26 protein-coding genes, 1 tRNA gene and 1 pseudogene are annotated in these 16,365 nt (G+C 38.4%); 10 read left to right on the plus strand and 18 right to left on the minus strand.

Annotation, left to right across the window (positions count from 1 at the left end; all coding sequences use genetic code 11):
* Positions 1-93: 93 nt before the first annotated feature.
* The 8 genes from HT736_RS01085 to HT736_RS01120 all read right to left on the minus strand — a co-directional run bounded on the left by HT736_RS01085 (position 94) and on the right by HT736_RS01120 (position 3,087).
* On the minus strand, positions 94-471 hold the full coding sequence (locus tag HT736_RS01085; protein ID WP_000921490.1) for a type II toxin-antitoxin system HicB family antitoxin: 378 nt from the start codon (positions 469-471) through the stop codon (positions 94-96).
* A 57-nt stretch (positions 472-528) separates the two neighbouring features.
* Complete coding sequence (locus tag HT736_RS01090; protein ID WP_001131503.1) at positions 529-717, minus strand: type II toxin-antitoxin system HicA family toxin; 189 nt, start codon at positions 715-717, stop codon at positions 529-531.
* 272 nt (positions 718-989) lie between these two features.
* Positions 990-1,061 (minus strand) — tRNA-Arg (locus tag HT736_RS01095).
* A gap of 40 nt (positions 1,062-1,101) precedes the next feature.
* Positions 1,102-1,449: a 50S ribosomal protein L19 gene (gene rplS, locus HT736_RS01100; RefSeq protein WP_001068669.1), complete on the minus strand. Its 348-nt coding sequence runs from the start codon at positions 1,447-1,449 to the stop codon at positions 1,102-1,104.
* 118 nt (positions 1,450-1,567) lie between these two features.
* Positions 1,568-1,897, minus strand: a complete 330-nt coding sequence (gene crcB, locus HT736_RS01105) for a fluoride efflux transporter CrcB (protein ID WP_000237406.1) — start codon at positions 1,895-1,897, stop codon at positions 1,568-1,570.
* Positions 1,891-2,265, minus strand: a complete 375-nt coding sequence (crcB, locus tag HT736_RS01110) for a fluoride efflux transporter CrcB (protein ID WP_054392922.1) — start codon at positions 2,263-2,265, stop codon at positions 1,891-1,893. Before crcB (HT736_RS01110) ends, crcB (HT736_RS01105) begins: the two co-directional genes overlap by 7 nt.
* Entirely contained in the window at positions 2,262-2,528 is a 267-nt protein-coding gene (locus HT736_RS01115; protein WP_050262112.1) for a chorismate mutase, read from the minus strand. The genes crcB (HT736_RS01110) and HT736_RS01115 overlap by 4 nt, the downstream gene beginning before the upstream one ends.
* A 115-nt stretch (positions 2,529-2,643) precedes the next feature.
* On the minus strand, positions 2,644-3,087 hold the full coding sequence (locus HT736_RS01120) for a flavodoxin (RefSeq protein ID WP_000241950.1): 444 nt from the start codon (positions 3,085-3,087) through the stop codon (positions 2,644-2,646).
* 103 nt (positions 3,088-3,190) lie between these two features.
* Here HT736_RS01120 and HT736_RS01125 point away from each other — a divergent pair, with 103 nt between their 5' ends.
* The 4 genes from HT736_RS01125 (at position 3,191) to HT736_RS01140 (ending at position 5,275) form a co-directional block, all read left to right on the plus strand.
* Positions 3,191-4,126, plus strand: coding sequence for a bifunctional oligoribonuclease/PAP phosphatase NrnA (locus HT736_RS01125; protein ID WP_054392923.1), 936 nt, complete (start codon positions 3,191-3,193; stop codon positions 4,124-4,126).
* A 95-nt stretch (positions 4,127-4,221) separates the two neighbouring features.
* Positions 4,222-4,464, plus strand: coding sequence for a type B 50S ribosomal protein L31 (locus HT736_RS01130; protein ID WP_000710764.1), 243 nt, complete (start codon positions 4,222-4,224; stop codon positions 4,462-4,464).
* Positions 4,465-4,641: 177 nt separating this feature from the next.
* Positions 4,642-4,926 carry a type II toxin-antitoxin system RelB/DinJ family antitoxin gene (locus HT736_RS01135; protein WP_054392924.1) on the plus strand — a complete coding sequence of 95 codons (285 nt, stop codon included), beginning with the start codon at positions 4,642-4,644 and terminating at the stop codon, positions 4,924-4,926.
* Positions 4,916-5,275, plus strand: coding sequence for a type II toxin-antitoxin system RelE/ParE family toxin (locus HT736_RS01140; protein WP_054392925.1), 360 nt, complete (start codon positions 4,916-4,918; stop codon positions 5,273-5,275). Before HT736_RS01135 ends, HT736_RS01140 begins: the two co-directional genes overlap by 11 nt.
* Positions 5,276-5,410: 135 nt before the next feature.
* On the opposite strand, the gene tatA is transcribed toward HT736_RS01140, so the two are convergent.
* From tatA to HT736_RS01170, 6 genes are all read right to left on the minus strand, one after another.
* Entirely contained in the window at positions 5,411-5,581 is a 171-nt protein-coding gene (gene tatA / locus HT736_RS01145) for a twin-arginine translocase TatA/TatE family subunit (protein WP_054392926.1), read from the minus strand.
* The gene (tatC, locus tag HT736_RS01150; RefSeq protein WP_054392927.1) at positions 5,565-6,296 is read right to left on the minus strand and encodes a twin-arginine translocase subunit TatC; all 732 of its coding nucleotides are present in this window, start codon (positions 6,294-6,296) and stop codon (positions 5,565-5,567) included. Before tatC ends, tatA begins: the two co-directional genes overlap by 17 nt.
* Positions 6,297-7,985: an FTR1 family protein gene (locus HT736_RS01155; RefSeq protein WP_054392928.1), complete on the minus strand. Its 1,689-nt coding sequence runs from the start codon at positions 7,983-7,985 to the stop codon at positions 6,297-6,299.
* Positions 7,960-9,174, minus strand: a complete 1,215-nt coding sequence (gene efeB / locus HT736_RS01160; RefSeq protein ID WP_050208391.1) for an iron uptake transporter deferrochelatase/peroxidase subunit — start codon at positions 9,172-9,174, stop codon at positions 7,960-7,962. Before efeB ends, HT736_RS01155 begins: the two co-directional genes overlap by 26 nt.
* A gap of 5 nt (positions 9,175-9,179) precedes the next feature.
* Complete coding sequence (gene efeO, locus HT736_RS01165) at positions 9,180-10,052, minus strand: iron uptake system protein EfeO (RefSeq protein WP_054392929.1); 873 nt, start codon at positions 10,050-10,052, stop codon at positions 9,180-9,182.
* A 107-nt stretch (positions 10,053-10,159) separates the two neighbouring features.
* A complete protein-coding gene (locus HT736_RS01170; RefSeq protein WP_309598698.1) occupies positions 10,160-10,522 on the minus strand; it encodes a hypothetical protein in 363 nt (120 codons plus the stop codon).
* Positions 10,523-10,681: 159 nt separating this feature from the next.
* Between HT736_RS01170 and HT736_RS11920 the strand changes: the two genes are divergently transcribed.
* The 3 genes from HT736_RS11920 to HT736_RS01180 are packed head-to-tail and all read left to right on the plus strand — an operon-like array spanning position 10,682 to position 12,531.
* A complete protein-coding gene (locus HT736_RS11920) occupies positions 10,682-10,813 on the plus strand; it encodes an SPJ_0845 family protein (RefSeq protein WP_049511209.1) in 132 nt (43 codons plus the stop codon).
* Positions 10,814-11,719, plus strand: coding sequence for a permease (locus tag HT736_RS01175; RefSeq protein ID WP_000123628.1), 906 nt, complete (start codon positions 10,814-10,816; stop codon positions 11,717-11,719).
* Positions 11,716-12,531, plus strand: coding sequence for a TIGR03943 family protein (locus tag HT736_RS01180; protein ID WP_000617844.1), 816 nt, complete (start codon positions 11,716-11,718; stop codon positions 12,529-12,531). Before HT736_RS01175 ends, HT736_RS01180 begins: the two co-directional genes overlap by 4 nt.
* A 129-nt stretch (positions 12,532-12,660) precedes the next feature.
* On the opposite strand, the gene HT736_RS01185 is transcribed toward HT736_RS01180, so the two are convergent.
* The 4 genes from HT736_RS01185 to HT736_RS01200 form a co-directional block, all read right to left on the minus strand.
* Positions 12,661-13,377 carry an alpha/beta hydrolase gene (locus HT736_RS01185; protein WP_000759787.1) on the minus strand — a complete coding sequence of 239 codons (717 nt, stop codon included), beginning with the start codon at positions 13,375-13,377 and terminating at the stop codon, positions 12,661-12,663.
* Positions 13,378-13,380: 3 nt separating this feature from the next.
* A complete protein-coding gene (locus HT736_RS01190; RefSeq protein WP_000420573.1) occupies positions 13,381-13,692 on the minus strand; it encodes a hypothetical protein in 312 nt (103 codons plus the stop codon).
* Between the two features lie 112 nt (positions 13,693-13,804).
* The gene (locus HT736_RS01195) at positions 13,805-13,984 is read right to left on the minus strand and encodes a hypothetical protein (RefSeq protein WP_000216060.1); all 180 of its coding nucleotides are present in this window, start codon (positions 13,982-13,984) and stop codon (positions 13,805-13,807) included.
* A 12-nt stretch (positions 13,985-13,996) separates the two neighbouring features.
* On the minus strand, positions 13,997-14,869 hold the full coding sequence (locus HT736_RS01200; protein WP_054392930.1) for a DUF4300 family protein: 873 nt from the start codon (positions 14,867-14,869) through the stop codon (positions 13,997-13,999).
* A 329-nt stretch (positions 14,870-15,198) separates the two neighbouring features.
* Between HT736_RS01200 and HT736_RS12025 the strand changes: the two are divergent.
* From HT736_RS12025 to HT736_RS01210, 3 genes and pseudogenes are all read left to right on the plus strand, one after another.
* Positions 15,199-15,251, plus strand: a pseudogene (locus tag HT736_RS12025) (XRE family transcriptional regulator); the annotation flags it as partial.
* Positions 15,252-15,539: 288 nt separating this feature from the next.
* The gene (locus HT736_RS01205; RefSeq protein WP_166730659.1) at positions 15,540-15,734 is read left to right on the plus strand and encodes a S24 family peptidase; all 195 of its coding nucleotides are present in this window, start codon (positions 15,540-15,542) and stop codon (positions 15,732-15,734) included.
* Positions 15,735-16,015: 281 nt separating this feature from the next.
* Positions 16,016-16,282, plus strand: coding sequence for a tyrosine-type recombinase/integrase (locus HT736_RS01210; protein WP_119948012.1), 267 nt, complete (start codon positions 16,016-16,018; stop codon positions 16,280-16,282).
* Positions 16,283-16,365 lie beyond the last annotated feature (83 nt).

Here is a 16,365-nt window from a genome sequence, read left to right on the forward strand (position 1 = left end):
ACATAGCATTTCTCCTTTTCTTCTTGTATATCTATTGTATCACTTTTACCAATACATATCAAACTTATTCCCTAATAAATACAGTCTTTAAATTTAAACTTGCAACTTCTTCTCTAATGCTTGTGCCAAAACTTCTGAATAGTTAATCTTTTCTCGATCAGCAAGACGAACTAGCCATTCAGGAACGGTCACGTTCTTTCTAATCGCCTTGTTACTTCTCACAAAAGGCGCAGGATCAACTTGAATCATTGATACAAAACCATCTGAAACTTCAATCTTTAAAATATCACTTGGAGTAGGCAACGCCATCCCTTCATCGATATAAGAAGCTAAAACATTTTCAAGCATTTCTCGAGCATTTTTCATCGCTTCTTCGATATTTTTTCCTTCTGTACCACCACCAAATTCTGGAAATTCTACCCAATATCCTGTTCCTTCTTTATGAAAAATAGCTGGATACGTTTTTAACATTCTACTACCCCCAACATTCTACTACCTCTGATGTAAAAAGACTTAGGAAAGTAAAAATTACAATCCTAAATCTTTGAGAATCTTTCTCTCCAATCCCTTTCCCAAATCTTCATTTCCATGAACTGGAATCGTGACAAGATAAGAAAAACCCTCTTTCTTAAAATGATGATGACTTCCTCTTTGACGAACTTCAACCCATCCATTCTCAAGAGCTAGTTTCACCATTTCTTTACCTGTAAGTGGCATATATATTCGTTACCTCCTTACACTTACTATTATACGCATTATGTGTATAATAGTCAAATTAAAACAAACCACTTTTTCTCAATAACTACAAAATAAAATAGACCAGCTTCCTGATCTACTTTATTCTATATTCATTGACTTTTGGTCAAATTTTGGTCACACTTTGGTCAAAGATTCCAAAAATACTAACCTATTTTAAAAAACTAAATTGTGATGATTGCCTACAAATAAACACTTTGAATATTCTTTATGTTTCTTTACGCTTCTTATTATGCCCCCTGCAGGAATCGAACCTGCAACTACTCCTTAGGAGGGAGTTGTTATATCCATTGAACTAAGGGAGCTAGATAAAAACTCTGCTGAAAAAGCAGAGTTTTAGTCGAATTAACGACGGATTTCTTTGATACGAGCTGCCTTACCTTGAAGAGCACGCAAGTAGTACAATTTCGCACGACGTACTTTACCGTAACGAACAACTTCGATTTTTTCAACACGTGGAGTGTGGATGGGGAAGATACGCTCAACACCTACACCGTTAGAGATTTTACGAACTGTGTAGTTTTCTGAGATACCAGCACCTTTACGTGCGATAACAACACCTTCAAAAATCTGGATACGTTCACGGTTACCTTCGACAACTTTCGCGTGTACACGAACAGTGTCACCAGGACGGAATGATGGGATATCTGTACGAAGTTGACCTTCAGTCAAGCTTTGGATTAATGGATTCATTTTATTCTCCTATCTTTGTCAATCTTGAAGAATCTTCCTCAGCGGATAAACTGTATTTTTGTGCGTCCATTACACACAAGATACAGTTTACCAAATTTCCACAAAAAAGTAAAGAAATTTATAGCAGAATTCCTAAAAAAATCGCAATCAAACCACCGAGGTAGGTCAAAGCTAAATAAGAATAAAATCCCTTCCTATCACTTAACAATCTTTGGAGTTCGTCATTCAAGGTCGAAAAAGTTGTCAAACCTCCACAAAATCCTGTTGCTAAAATAGCATAGACTTCCTTAGACTCCACATGATTGTAGAATAATCCAATTAAAAAACAACCTAGAAGATTGACTATGAGCGTTCCGAGGGGCAATTTAGAAGTTTGATTATAGCGGGAAAAGAAATAGCGCACTAAAGCTCCGAAACCACAAGCAATTGCAAGATAGACGATTACCATTTCTTCCTCCCTAGAAAATAAGCTAAGAGTAGGCCTCCACCGATGCTCAAAAGCAAATACAGGACTAAACTAAGATAACGCCCTGTATCAAGCAGCTTCACAGTATCAAGCATTAGGCTGGAAAAAGTTGTTAAACCTCCGCAAAAACCTGTACCCAGAGCTAAAACCAAGCCCTTACTTGTTCCCTTATAGACTAGATAACCTTTTACCAGATAAACCAAGCAGAAAATTCCCAGATAGTTGACAAAGAGAGTGCCCCAAGGAAAATCTGGACTGACTGGTAACCAAGTGGAAACTAGATAGCGTACAAGTCCGCCCACCATGGCAGCTAGAAAAATTCCTAGCGGATAAAATTGTTCTTTTTTCATTTGATGTTTTGATCCTGATAATCACGCGAACGTTTGAGTATGTCCGAAAAAGTCGCGACGATAGTCTCCTGATAGCGCTTGTCCTCTACACGATTCCTAACCTTTTCAAAGATAATTGATTCTCTCTTGGTATCTAAAATCGGTTTACCTGATGCTTTCTTATAAGCAACTACACCCTCAACCAAATGCATTCGTTCTTCTAAGAGCTTGACGATTTGGTCGTCGATTTGATCAATTTCTTGACGAATACTATCTAAATCCATACAGTCTCCTCCTTTATTTGAATTATTGTATCAAAAAGCCACCAAATAGGCTAGTAAAATCCTAACTCACGATAAGAAAAATGCACTGATTGATTACATCAGCGCACTTTTATACTTATCCTACTTTAGCAGCCAATTCTTCTGCGAATTGTTCCAAGCGCTCAATGTCTTCTTCCTCAGCAGAGAGATCAACTTTAACACATTCTGAACCTTTTTCTGCTCCTGTCGAAACAAAAACACGATCAAAGTCATCAACAGCCTTACAGAATTCATCGTAGAAGGTATCTCCTGAACCAACCACTCCGTAGATTTTGCCATTCAAGTTGAGATCTGCTAGGTCTTCGTAGAAGTCCATCATCTCATCTGGCAATTCACCATCACCATAAGTATAGGTCGCAACGATAGCGATGTCAGCTTCCAAGAAGTCTGAAGCGTCAACAGTTGTACATTCATCAACATCGACATCCAAGCCCAAGTCACGTAATTTGTCTGCTACAATATCTGCAATTTCTTCGGTATTACCGGTCATACTGGCAAATACAATTTTTGCTAATACCATATCGTCCTCCTCAATTTATCTTTCTCCATTATATCACATCTTTTTCATTTTAAAAATAAAAATTCTTGTGCTACAATGAAATGAGAAAGAATTGAGGTTATTTATGGAAATTTGCCATCAAATTTTAGAAAAAATCAAAGAATACGACACGATTATCATTCATCGTCATATGAAACCAGACCCTGATGCCTTGGGAAGTCAAGTGGGCTTGAAAGCCTTGCTGGAATATCATTTCCCTGAAAAAAACATCAAAGCCGTAGGTTATGATGAACCGACTCTTACTTGGATGGCTGAGATGGATCTTGTTGAAGATAGTGCCTACCAGAGCGCACTTGTCATCGTCTGTGATACGGCGAATACTGCTCGTATCGATGATAAGCGCTATAGTCAAGGTGATTTTCTCATTAAGATTGACCACCATCCAAATGATGATGTATACGGTAACCTATCTTGGGTAGATACTAGTTCAAGTAGCGCTAGCGAGATGATTACCCTATTTGCCCAAACAACCCAACTGGCCTTGTCAGATCGAGCTGCTGAGTTGCTCTTTGCAGGAATTGTTGGTGATACAGGTCGCTTCCTCTACCCTTCTACCACTGCACGGACTCTTCGTCTGGCTGCCTATCTAAGAGAACAGAACTTTGACTTTGCGGCTCTCACTCGCAAAATGGACACTATGAGTTACAAAATTGCTAAACTTCAAGGCTACATCTATGACCATCTGGAAGTGGATGAAAATGGTGCTGCTCGCGTTATCCTGAGTCAAGAAGTCTTGAAACAATTTAATGTTACTGATGCTGAAACTGCAGCCATTGTCGGTGCACCTGGACGTATTGACAGTGTTAGTCTCTGGGGAATTTTTGTGGAGCAGGCTGATGGCCACTACCGAGTTCGCTTACGCAGTAAAATCCATCCTATCAATGAAATCGCCAAGGAGCATGATGGTGGAGGCCACCCTCTAGCAAGCGGTGCTAATTCCTATAGCCTAGAGGAAAACGAAATCATCTACCAAAAGTTAAAAAACTTGCTTAAAAACTGATAAAATACTTGCCAAACTTTTCATAATCTGATAGACTAGTATGGTAACAATCTATGGCTCGCAAAGAGACCATGGCAGAAAGGAAATATTGCAAAATGAAAAAAGATATCCATCCAGAATATCGCCCAGTTGTCTTCATGGACACAACTACTGGTTACCAATTCCTTAGCGGTTCAACAAAACGCTCTAACGAAACAGTTGAGTTCGAAGGCGAAACTTACCCATTGATCCGTGTGGAAATTTCATCAGACTCACACCCATTCTACACTGGACGTCAAAAGTTCACTCAAGCAGATGGACGCGTGGATCGTTTCAACAAAAAATACGGTCTCAAATAATGATAAAAAGACAGCTTCGGCTGTTCTTTTTTGTTTCTTGAAATCAACTGCTGTTTTCATGTTCCAAACTAAAAAAACTTTACACTCTCGATAGTTTCTAGAGTACAAAGTTTTCTCTTGCCTAAAAAATATAAAAGATATATACTAGCTATATATAGTATAGATTGGAGATATACCATGACGACATCACTTACTAAGCAATACAATTTTAAAATCAATGAGTCATCAATGGAACAAGCTAGAGCTATCATCAAGGAAAAAGGAATGACTATGACGGATGCTATTAGTCTTTTTATCGAGCAGATTGTTCTCGAACAGGATTTACCAATAAAAACTGTAGAAGATATATATCGTGAGCGATTGATTCAGGAACTACAAGCCCAATCTGAACGCTCCTTAAGAGAATACGAATCCGGACAAGGAACTTCCCTAGACAATATGAGGCTACGATATGGCTTATAAAGTGAGTCTTTCTACTGAAGTGAGTCAGGCAATTGACAATATCCATGACTACATTACTACTGTTCTTTTATCACCTCAGTCTGCTAAGAATACTGTAGCCAGAATTTTAGACGGCTTAAAAAGTTTAGAAACTTTTCCTGAAGCTGGCTTTGATGCAGATGAAAAAATCGAACTAAAAATCAACAGTAAGTACCCTACGCGAGGAAAAATTATCGGTCAGTATATCTTGCTTTACTTTATCGACCAGACTCAAAGAACTGTTTTTCTTTCCCACTTATTTCACACCAAAAGTGACTATGTTACCTTGCTCCAAAGCAAAAATAACAAAAACTCAAAATCATCATTTTAATGTCCACCACTCTCTTAATAACCTTGTACTTATAAGGAACACAGTCTTCATTTTAACTAAAAAATAAAAAAACTTTGCACTCTAGCTAGCCACACGATGCTTTTCAGAGTACAAAGTTTTTTTATCTGACAAGATTTAGTCTTCCTTATCTTGATGTTCAGTTCCTTTAACTGCTTTTTTAAATTCAGATAGCATTTTACCGATTGATTCACCTAATTCAGGCAATCGTTTTGGTCCAAATATCAAGAGAGCTCCTAAAACGATGATAATCAATCCTGGTGCTCCAATATCACGTAAGATTCCCATTTCTCTCTCCTTTCTGCTTGCGTTTCATAATGTATTTGCTGATAGCAATACTTAATTCATAGAGTAAAATCAAGGGGGCAGTCATTGCCAAATCACTAACAAAGTCGGCTGGTGTCAAGATGACTGCAAGTACCAATAAGATAAAATAGGCATATCGGCGATAAGCAATCAATAATTCTGCTCCAATGAGCCCAATCGACGTCAAAAAGGCAATGATAACTGGCAACTCAAAAATCAGGGCCAAAGGCAAGGTCGTTTGAAAAACAAAGGACAGATAATTTTGGGCGGTTAACTGCGTTTCAAACAGACCTTCTCCCAACCCTAATAAAACCTGAAGTAAGGCCGGTGTTACAAAGTAAAAACCAAAAGCCAGTCCAACCAGAAAACAAAGGAAACTAGCTGGAATATAGGCAAAAATAGCTCTCGCTTCTTCCTTCTTTAAACCGGGCTTGATGAAAGACCAAATATGATAAACTGTGTAAGGTAAGGTGATGGTAAAGGCCATCAGACTAGCCAAACGTATGTAAATCCATAAAATATCATTAGGTCCTAAAACAATCAACTTTTGCTGAAAAGATTGGGTCACATACTGATAAATCTGGTCTGCAAAAAGTAGGGAGACACAAAATACCAAAAAGAAACAAATGACCACAGCCAATAATCTCTTTCTAAATTCTACCAGATGTTCCACGATTGTCAATTCTTTTCTGTCCATCTATTTTTCACCCTGTCTAAAAGTGACAATCAAGACAATAATAACAAAGACTAGCTGGCTGACCAAGCCTTCCCAACTTGGATAAATTCCAAGCAAATCGATTGTTGGAAAGCCTGTCAGCAAGTGATTTGGTGCCATATTGGTCAACTGAAGAGCATGGACACTAACTCCCAGCATCTTGAAGGCTAGGGCATAAATCATCCAAGTCAGGATAAAGAAGACCTTATGTGGCAGGAAGAATTGACTGGCCTTATTCATCACTATGGCAATAATTACCAGAACCAGTAAGGCAAGTGAGATTCCCAAGACAAATTCAAAGCTGGAAATCCTTGGTAAAATCCCAACATAAAAGAGAATGGTTTCTGCTCCCTCACGGAAAACAGCTAGAAAACTGAGAGCAAACATGGAAATAAAGGAGCCTGTCTTGGTCACTGTTTCCATTTGTGACTCCATAAAGGTATTCCATTTTTTGACCGAGGATTTGCTGTGGAGCCAGATTCCAATCAAAATCATCATAGCTACTGCAAAAATTCCCACTGCTCCTTCGATGATTTCACGATTGGAGCCTGATGTTACTGCTGGAAAGGCAATTTGCAGGATAAAAGCAATAAGGAGACTAGCCATGATTCCAGTGATAGCACCACCATAAACCCACTTGAGTCCCTTTCGCATCTTGGCTGCTTTCAAGGTCGTCACCAAGGCCATGACGATTAAGAGAGCCTCTACCCCTTCTCTCAGGAGAATCAGCATGGCATCAAAGGCATTGTAACGTGCGCTAGTATCAATTTGTGATAAATCTGCAATCAGTTTTTCTAATTTTTCTTGGTATTCCTTCTCACTTCCCTTGACCATAATCACAGGGCTTTCACTTTCCACTCGAGTATAGAGGGAAGGATTGGTCGTGCTAACAGAGCCTTCAATCGTTGGCCAGATAGTGATGAATTCCTTCATGCTAGCTGCTCCTGATGCTTGATCACCAGCTTGGAATTGTTTCAAAGCCTTTGTCAAAAGGGCAATACCGTCTTTAAGACTCAAATCAGAAGATGTTGCTACGACTGCTTTTCCAGCTACAAAATCATCAATAGCCTTTTTTAAGTCCTCAAAGGAAATCTGGATTGAATTAAAATCTGTAGGCTCGGTTTCCATACTACTACGCAAGAAAGAAATAGCTGTTTCAACACGTCCATAATGGGCCGTACTATTGTCACGAACCACACTTTCATTGATGGTCCAAGTGGAATTCATTTTCTTAAAAGCTTCTCGAACCTTTTCCAAATCTTTGGAGGCAATGGCTTGTTCCAAGGCTTCAAAACGAGGACTTAGACGGTTTACCAATTTTTCCTTTTCCGCATCTAAGTCAACAGGATTTTGTTCTTTTTCAAAAGCTAATAGGGCTGCAGAAATTTCGGTGAGTTTGTCTTCAGTAATCTCGCCTGATTGAGCTAACTTTTCCTTAACAACTTTACCAGCCTCAGAATTGCTGTCTTCTACTCTTTCGAAGTCTGATGCCATCTCCTGAACGAGTTTCTGAGCCTCAGACTGACTCCCATTTTTGACCGCTTTAGAAGCATCTGTGATTTTCACAAAGTAAAAACTCAGACTTTCTTGGGCACCTACTGGGGAAAGAATTAAAAGTGACAAAGCTAAAACTAGTAACCAGCTTTTAGCCTTCCAATAATTTCTGACCAATGTAGCCCCCTTTCTCCACACCACCAAAGCAAGCAAAGAGTCCACTACCGATGTGAGTGATGTATTCATTCATCTTATCAGTAGCGCCTAGATTGGTTTGAACCTTGACAAAGTTATCAGGATCCTTCTGGAAAGAAATAAAGAGCAAACCCGTATCAAACTGGCCAGTTTTTTCATCAATTCCATCAGAGTAAGAATAAGAACGACGCAAAAGCGGCTTGTCCACTTCCTTAGCCAAACGAACATGCGAATCATCAGGCAAAAGACTCAAATCCACTTCATCAAACTCATTTTTCTTACCGAAAGGGGCACCACTTTCCTTGTAACGACCAAAGGTATTTTCTTGTTCTTCAAGACTAGTACGATCCCAAGTTTCTAAAAACATCTGAATCCGACGAACTGCCATATAAGAACCATTTTCCATCCAATCATTACTATCAGCCCAGATAACACGGTCAAAGTCTTGCTCCTTGGTTGGATTTGCTGTTCCATCTTTAAAACCAAAGAGGTTACGCGGAGTCTCCATTCGATCTCCGATAGCTGCAAATCCAGACTGACTCCAACGAAGGGTCACTGCATTTCTCCCCTTACGGATGAGATTTCGAATAGCATGAAAGGCAACCTGCTCATCATCTGCACAGGCCTGAATGACAATATCTCCACCAGTATATTTTTCACGCAATTGCTCTTTAGGAAAAGGCGGTAAATCCCTGAAAACTTGAGGACGCTTGTTTTCCAAGTTCATCTTTTTCAAGAAACTCGCAGACACACCAAAAGTCAGCGTCAAACGATGAGGAGTGAGCCCGACTGTCTCACCAGTATCACTCGGAGGCAAGAGAGCATTCTGGCCATCTTTTTTGACCAATTCCCCCTCAACCAACTTGGCACTATAATCCGTCCAATCCTTGAATAGCTGGATAATCTTATCTCTATCCGTCGTATGCAAATCCAAGACAACAAAATAGATATTCTTTTGCATGGGCGTACTAATCCCAGCTTGATGCTTGCCATAAAAAGCAATTTTTTCATTTCCGTACGAGATTTTTTCCTGACTTCCTAGCTTAGGTGCGAAAAAAGCAGAAGCACCAGAGAGTCCTAGCGCTAAACCAGCCCCTCCAATCCCTGCTTTTTTTAGAAATTCTCGACGGTCCATTTTCTTTTCAAAAAATTTTTCGTCTTTTTCAGTCATGACTCTTATTCTCCACTAAGAAATTTACCCATTTGTGATAGAGGCTCACCAAGTTTTGTCACAGCTTCTGACAATTCTTTGGTATCTTCTTTTGTTAAATCTGTATAGAGTTTGTAGTGTTCCTTATCTGTCATGTGTTTATCCAACAAACTATTGACAGACTTGAAGTCTGCTTCCAATTCTTTAACTAGGTTAGCGTCTGATTTTTCAAGTAAAGGTTTAAAGAGTTGGAAAATCTTCTCAGCACCCTCAATATTGGCACGGAAGTCATACAAGTCTGTATGAGAATAAATTTCCTCTTCCCCTGTAATCTTGCTTGTTGCCACTTCGTTAAGCAAGTCAACTGCCCCAGTCAGCATAACCTTGTAGTCCACATCAACAGTTGCAATCTTGGCTTTCAATTCCTTGATATCATTGACCAATTGATCGCCATAGCTTTCAGTTCCTTTAGTTGTATTGTCTTCCCAAAGGATACGCTCGATACGGTGAAAACCAGACCAACCTTCTTCTGTCTTGTTTTCGTCCATGTAGTCTGCCAAACGGAAGTCAATTTTTACATCTGATTCACCAAAACTCTCGGCGATTGGTTCTGAACGCTCATAAGACATACGAATCAGTGGATAAACCTTTTTGGCTTCTTCTAACTTACCTTCTTTCAACAGTTTGACAAAACCTTCCGTATCTGTCAAAAGTTTATCAATTTGCTCTTGCACAAAAGTCTTATAGTCAGCAGTGGCCTCATCAAGCATTTTTTGCTTGTTTTCAGACAAGGCTGTCACCTTAGATGAATCATTTGTCTCGGTTGATTTTTCAAAACGGACTGCACATGCTGTCAATAGCAAGGCTGAAGATAAAAGGACAAAACCTAGTTTTTTCATTGTATACTCCTATCGGTTCAGGAAACCTGAATTCATTTTACGTTTCATTATACTATGTTTTTTCTAATCTGTCAATAAATTTTCAGACAATTTAATGTTATGTTTTCTCAATCTACCAGACTTAATACGACTTTGTAACTTGTAATCTTGTAAACGATACATGGTCGGAACATAAAAGAAATCACCACTTTTATGTAACTTAATCGCAACTTAATCGCAACAAGAACATTATTATCAAATCTTTTTACATATTCAAAACTGGCGTCTTTCTCTCGTGGATTGATGCCGACGAAATCTGGGTTCCTTAGTATGAGTTCCAGGTCTTCAATATGATGAATCACATCATTGTGATGGCCTTTTATCATATGGCTTCTCAAACCGTCTTTGTTGACCTTTATGTCGCTCGCTTCAAGAACAATATCAAAAATTTCTTTTACTTCATCGGTAATCTGACCGATTTTTTTTATGATCCATAATTTCCTCCGTTATTCCACAACTATTATATCACAATCATAGTGTATATCAGGATATATCAAACTCTATTATTCGTTAGATACTCAATTTTAACTTTTCCCTTTTCCTCAAAATAATAGTATAATAGAGGTAGAATTTAGAATCGAGGTACACCTATGGCTGTAAAATTTACAAAACGAGACGACTTGGACAAGATGTTTGAAGAGTTTGCTAAACTCCCAGATTTGAAACAAGTCACTTTCCCTGATGACAAAGAGAAAAAAGCCAAAACAGAAAAGAAAAACTAGATGACTGCTTTCCAACAACTCCCATCTAGTGTACTTCAAACTGGAGCCATTTTTCTCTCTATTATCATTGAAGCCCTTCCCTTCGTTCTGATAGGAAGCATTGTCTCAGGGCTGATTGAGGTCTATATCACACCTGACAGGGTTTATCATTTTCTCCCTCGAAATCGTTGGGGGAGAATCTTTTTTGGCACCTTCGTTGGTATACTTTTCCCTTCTTGTGAATGTGGAATCGTCCCCATTATCAATCGTTTTCTGGAAAAAAAGGTTCCCAGTTACACGGCCGTTCCCTTTCTTGTGACAGCACCTGTTATCAATCCCATTGTTCTTTTTGCGACCTATTCTGCCTTTGGCAACTCCTTCCATGTCGCCCTATTACGAGCTCTGGGTTCCATTCTTGTGGCTGTAATACTAGGAATTTTTCTAGGATTTTTCTGGCAAGAACCGATTCAGAAAGAAAATCGTCTGACTTGTCATGAGCATGATTTTTCTTACTTGAGTTCTGCAAAAAAAGTTTTTCAGGTCTTTGTGCAGGCCATTGATGAATTTTTTGATACGGGGCGTTATTTGGTATTTGGCTGCCTCTTTGCTTCTATAATACAGGTCTACGTTCCGACTCGGATTCTGACCTCTATCAGTGCGACCCCTCTTTTTGCCATCCTGCTCTTGATGATTTTATCCTTTCTTCTTTCGCTCTGTAGTGAGGCGGATGCCTTTATAGGTGCTTCTCTTCTCTCGAGTTTCGGTTTGGCTCCAGTTCTGGCCTTTCTCGTCATTGGCCCAATGCTGGATATCAAAAATATTCTCATGATGAAAAATTACTTGAAAGCACGATTTATTAGTCACTTCATTACGATTGTGACTCTGGTCGTTTTAGCCTATTCTCTCTTGATTGGAGTCATCCTATGATTCGATTTTTAGTTTTAGCTGGCTATTTTGAACTGACTATTTACCTCCATCTGTCGGGCAAACTAAACCAGTACATCAACATGCACTATTCCTATCTGGCCTATATCTCCATGGTGCTTTCCTTTATCTTGGCAATTGTTCAATTGTATATCTGGATGAAGCAAGTCAAAACCCACAGTCATCTGAACAGCCGATTGGCCAAGATGACGAGTATTTCTCTTCTGGCTATTCCACTTGTCATCGGCTTAACTTTCCCAACTGTTAGCTTGGATTCTCAGACCGTTTCTGCTAAAGGTTATCATTTCCCCCTATCGGAAGGAACGGATCTAGCCATTCAGACAAGTGAAGGGACGACAAGCCAATATTTGAAACCAGACACCAGTTCTTATTTTTCAAAATCAGCCTATGAAAAGGAAATGCGAACGGCGGCGGATAAATACTTGTCCCAGGATAGCATTCAGATCACTAATGAAAACTATATGGAGGTCATGGAGGCTATCTACGACTATCCAGATGAGTTTGAGGGCAAGACAATCCAGTTTACAGGCTTTGTCTATAACGACCCCAGTCATGCCAATAGTCAATTTCTGTTCCGATTCGGCATTATCCACTGTATCGCAGATTCTGGTGTCTATGGATTGCTGACCAAGGGAAATACCCGGCAGTATGAAAACAACACTTGGATTACGGCCAAAGGAAAACTGCTCAATCACTACCATAAAGAACTCAAACAAAATCTCCCAACCTTGGAAATCGACAGCTTTACAAAAGTCGATAAACCAGAAAATCCCTATGTTTATCGAGCTTTTTAAGAAAATCAAGATAAAAACGAACAAGTTCTCTTCTGAATGACAGAAAAGAGCCTGTTCGTTTTTTTTGTTATATGAGAATTAGTGACTTGTAGATTTTCATCTTATACCATTTCAAGCCATACAAGCAACTCAGTGAGAATAAGAGAGCCACTCATTAATCATACTAGCGATTTTTTTGGGTGCTTGAGTATAAAGCTCATGGCCAACGTTTTCTAGAAAAATAGTATCAAAATAATCTGGTAATTCTTTTAGTGTTTCCTCTCTCCATGTAGCTTCATTAGGATAGCGAGGACTAATAAACAAGGTATCTCCCACTTCTCTCTTAAAAGCTTGTATTTTTCTCCGTAAGCGGAGTATCGCTTCTATATTTTCATAATTTATAGCCAACTCATATCTATTATACTCAGAATTCCAGTGATAGGACTGCCTTACGGCTTTCTCCATATTTTCTGACCAATGCTTTGCTTCAGATTTTTCTTTAGAAATAAGAAGAGCTAAGTCCGAAACAATTTGAGATTTGATATAATTTTTAGTTTCCTCTAACTCTGTATCTAAAGGTAAAATCTTATCTAAATCTAGATAGCCACCATCCAAAAGAATCAGTTTCTTCACTTCTTGAAATTCCGATGCGAGATAACGAGCCAAATCTCCTCCAAGAGAATGGCCTATCAGACAGATAGATTCTTCCTCTTCTATCGATTTTTTAAACCATGATTTCAATTCCGTTTCATCTCGAAGATGTTTTTCATATGGATTTAGAAAATAAACCTGAGAATCTAGTTCTTGAAGAAGATCCTTGCTATGATAGACATTACTTCCCAAACCACCAATAAAATATTTTTTCATTCTCTACTTAATACTATGCTTATTCATCTTTTGTTCAAAGATAGTTGTGATAATCTGACGTAATTCTTCTCGTTCTTTTTCTGGAATCTCACCACTTGTTTGAGCTGCAGCGTAGAGTTCAGGGTGTTCGATTGAAATGCGTTTAATCGTACGTGTCGTAGCATGTTTTCTGACGAAAAATGGGATTCGCTTAATCAAGTCTTGTGGGACAAGCGCAAGAATCTTCTCAGCAGTTTCCTTGTCACTAATCTTAGACGTCGTCAGCCCATTCTTTATCATTTCCTGTTCTTTTTCTGTAAAATCTTTTAATTCCATCTGATTAGTCCTCCTATTTTCTCTAAGTTAAATTATATAGCAATCTGGATAAAACTACAAATGGACTATCTGGAAATAGGTGCAATACTGTAAAGACGAGTCTGTTCTTTAATTATAAATCTTCCTCCTCAGTCACTTCCCATACTTCTGATTGATAGCCATTCCCATCAATATCGTATCTTTGGATATAGCCAATAAATGTTTCATTTTTTCGTGGTTTCTGGCTATTAACGATTGAAATAACCCACCAACTCATCAAAAATAGAAATAAAAGTCCTAGGATTACTGTCATATCATACCACCATTAAAGTTTAACCCACTTATCATTATCCATGATAAAAGGCTGAGCCAGTCCCTCGCCTGTATAATCCGCATACTTGGTGCCTAAATACTTGTAACAATCTTCCTTGCTGGCAAATTTAATCGCTTGGTAGGGCTCTTCGAAAGTCAATTTCTCTACAAATAAGAAACCGTCATCAGCCGGTACTAAGACTCCAACGTGGCCTACAAACAGATACTCACCATCCAGATTGTCGTGCAAGACTACAGATAGCATTCGAGCTTTGTCGTTGAATTGAAATTGGGAGAAGAATGTTTCCATCTTTTCAGCGTGAACCTTGACATCCGTCGTTGCCTCAGTTGGAACTCTCGAAAATAGAATATCAAACTCTTCCTTATCTTGTGAATCAAAGACCTTCCCCTTATCAATCGCATCGTTATCTAGGAAAAGCAATTGATTATTCTTATCAAGTTTTGGAATGGTGACTGAATTTTTCAAAAGACAATAACTATTGATACGGCAGTTGGTTCCAACAAAATCACCCTTCTTTTGATTCCAGAGATGACTGATTTTTTCAACATCGTATTCTGTGTGAGTAAAGGAAGTGAAATCTCCTGATAAGCCAGTTGAGCCGACAATGGTATTGTAATCATTAACGAGATTAAAAAAGGCATCAACACTATTTGGATCCAAGTGAGCTGATAAGAGAGATTTGACCTCTTCTGTACTTACCTGATTGTTTAGGTTGGTGTATGAAGCTTTCCATGGAACTTTCGTTGAACTACTTTGCCTTTGACTCGTCCCATTCGAAGTTATAGCATCTTGCTGACAAGCTGCCAAGCCTAAAAACAAAGCTGAACAGATTCCTAATATGGCTAATTTTCTTGATTTCTTCATCTTTTTCTCCTAAATGTCTTGGATTAAAATTTCTTTAACTACTGATTTACAGATATTGATTACTTTCTCATTTAATATGCTCATCGTCTTTCCCTCCGATTTGTTTTTTTGTTATTTCCTTAAGCTTGATTTAATTATAATAGGCGTTTCGTGCTCTGTCAACAATTTTTTTACGAAAACACAACAAAGTTTTCATTTTCGTGGATTTCGCGTTATGCTTTACTTATAAAAACAGAAAGCGATTTCATTCATAGATAAAGAAGAGATTGCGATTGTTAGAGGCTAAAAATAAAACAATACAGACTAGTAATGGTTGGACTCAATAAGAATTGGGTACTAAGATAGGTATAAGTAAAAACACCATTGGAAATTATGAAAAAAGGGTTAGGTCTACTAAGAAAAATACTATATTTGACTTAGCTAAAGTATTCAGTAGCTTGATTGATGCCTCTTTCCTCCAGTTCAAAAGGATTCTCCTAGCGATATCCAATCTATCTACGACCAACGGGCATCACCCAGACAAGGTAAAGTACTGACCTATGCCGATAGGCAACTGTATGAGAAGAAAAACGATGATAAACGAAGTATCGCAAAAATCATCAGACTGGACGACTACAGACAGACTACTTACTCTCGTGTTAGGTAGTTTATCTCTGCAGGTAGCCGCTCGATGCAGGACGACAATTTAGATATGGAGTTTCCATTCTATGAGGATGAAATCCCAGACGACTACGACGCAATCGCTTATGTCGTCAGCAAGTCCATGGAGTCAAAGATAAGAAACGGCAACTACCTATTTATCAAGAATCCCCCACAGATTGACTATAATACCATCGTCATCTTCCAAGTAGACGGTGCTAACTAGGTCAAGAAACTTCGCCAAGGCTACCTCAAAAAACTCAATCCCGAATACCCCGACATCTGCCTAGACGAAAGCAACCGTATTCGCACCATCGGAAAAGTTGTCAGGCTGTATAGGGAGAATTAAAAAAGAGGGAGAATGACGATATAAAACAAACAGATTTTAAAAGATTCGAAAAACTTTGAAAAAGTTCATTCTACATTTCAAAAAAGAATAAGTGACCTAAAGCAGATTATATTTTGTTAAACAATAGTGATATGTAAATTTAGAGAAAGGCATTTAAGATCACTTTTCAAAAGGCAAATACTAAACTAGCGAAACCGATAAACCAGCCCCTTAGTTCCCATATTTTCAGGCACACACTCCTTAGTACACTAGCTGAGAAGAATATCCCATTAAAAGCTATAATGGTTAGAGTGGGACACAAAGACGCTAAAACAATAAATAACACCTACACTCACGTAAGTAAAATAATGGAGCAAGCTGCTTTGGAGGTTTTAAATACCATATCATTAAATCGAAAATATATCAGATTGAATCTAGACAAGTAGATTGCGATTGCTAAAACATTTGTAGAAATTCATTTGACTTTTCTAATCAATTTGTGCATATCTTATTTCATACTCAATGAAAA

Origin of the sequence: Streptococcus sp. 339 (assembly GCF_013277285.1) — a bacterium.
GTDB classification, from domain to species: Bacteria; Bacillota; Bacilli; order Lactobacillales; family Streptococcaceae; genus Streptococcus; species Streptococcus pseudopneumoniae.

Bases quoted from the DNA above. Each gene is read 5' to 3' on its own strand.
- HT736_RS01085 (WP_000921490.1), bottom strand. From the start codon at position 471: ATGTTAAAAACGTATCCAGCTATTTTTCATAAAGAAGGAACAGGATAT.
- HT736_RS01090 (WP_001131503.1), bottom strand. From the start codon at position 717: ATGCCACTTACAGGTAAAGAAATGGTGAAACTAGCTCTTGAGAATGGA.
- rplS (WP_001068669.1), bottom strand. From the start codon at position 1,449: ATGAATCCATTAATCCAAAGCTTGACTGAAGGTCAACTTCGTACAGAT.
- crcB (WP_000237406.1), bottom strand. From the start codon at position 1,897: ATGGTAATCGTCTATCTTGCAATTGCTTGTGGTTTCGGAGCTTTAGTG.
- crcB (WP_054392922.1), bottom strand. From the start codon at position 2,265: ATGAAAAAAGAACAATTTTATCCGCTAGGAATTTTTCTAGCTGCCATG.
- HT736_RS01115 (WP_050262112.1), bottom strand. From the start codon at position 2,528: ATGGATTTAGATAGTATTCGTCAAGAAATTGATCAAATCGACGACCAA.
- HT736_RS01120 (WP_000241950.1), bottom strand. From the start codon at position 3,087: ATGGTATTAGCAAAAATTGTATTTGCCAGTATGACCGGTAATACCGAA.
- HT736_RS01125 (WP_054392923.1), top strand. From the start codon at position 3,191: ATGGAAATTTGCCATCAAATTTTAGAAAAAATCAAAGAATACGACACG.
- HT736_RS01130 (WP_000710764.1), top strand. From the start codon at position 4,222: ATGAAAAAAGATATCCATCCAGAATATCGCCCAGTTGTCTTCATGGAC.
- HT736_RS01135 (WP_054392924.1), top strand. From the start codon at position 4,642: ATGACGACATCACTTACTAAGCAATACAATTTTAAAATCAATGAGTCA.
- HT736_RS01140 (WP_054392925.1), top strand. From the start codon at position 4,916: ATGGCTTATAAAGTGAGTCTTTCTACTGAAGTGAGTCAGGCAATTGAC.
- tatA (WP_054392926.1), bottom strand. From the start codon at position 5,581: ATGGGAATCTTACGTGATATTGGAGCACCAGGATTGATTATCATCGTT.
- tatC (WP_054392927.1), bottom strand. From the start codon at position 6,296: ATGGACAGAAAAGAATTGACAATCGTGGAACATCTGGTAGAATTTAGA.
- efeB (WP_050208391.1), bottom strand. From the start codon at position 9,174: ATGACTGAAAAAGACGAAAAATTTTTTGAAAAGAAAATGGACCGTCGA.
- efeO (WP_054392929.1), bottom strand. From the start codon at position 10,052: ATGAAAAAACTAGGTTTTGTCCTTTTATCTTCAGCCTTGCTATTGACA.
- HT736_RS11920 (WP_049511209.1), top strand. From the start codon at position 10,682: ATGGCTGTAAAATTTACAAAACGAGACGACTTGGACAAGATGTTTGAA.
- HT736_RS01175 (WP_000123628.1), top strand. From the start codon at position 10,814: ATGACTGCTTTCCAACAACTCCCATCTAGTGTACTTCAAACTGGAGCC.
- HT736_RS01180 (WP_000617844.1), top strand. From the start codon at position 11,716: ATGATTCGATTTTTAGTTTTAGCTGGCTATTTTGAACTGACTATTTAC.
- HT736_RS01185 (WP_000759787.1), bottom strand. From the start codon at position 13,377: ATGAAAAAATATTTTATTGGTGGTTTGGGAAGTAATGTCTATCATAGC.
- HT736_RS01190 (WP_000420573.1), bottom strand. From the start codon at position 13,692: ATGGAATTAAAAGATTTTACAGAAAAAGAACAGGAAATGATAAAGAAT.
- HT736_RS01195 (WP_000216060.1), bottom strand. From the start codon at position 13,984: ATGACAGTAATCCTAGGACTTTTATTTCTATTTTTGATGAGTTGGTGG.
- HT736_RS01200 (WP_054392930.1), bottom strand. From the start codon at position 14,869: ATGAAGAAATCAAGAAAATTAGCCATATTAGGAATCTGTTCAGCTTTG.
- HT736_RS01205 (WP_166730659.1), top strand. From the start codon at position 15,540: ATGCAGGACGACAATTTAGATATGGAGTTTCCATTCTATGAGGATGAA.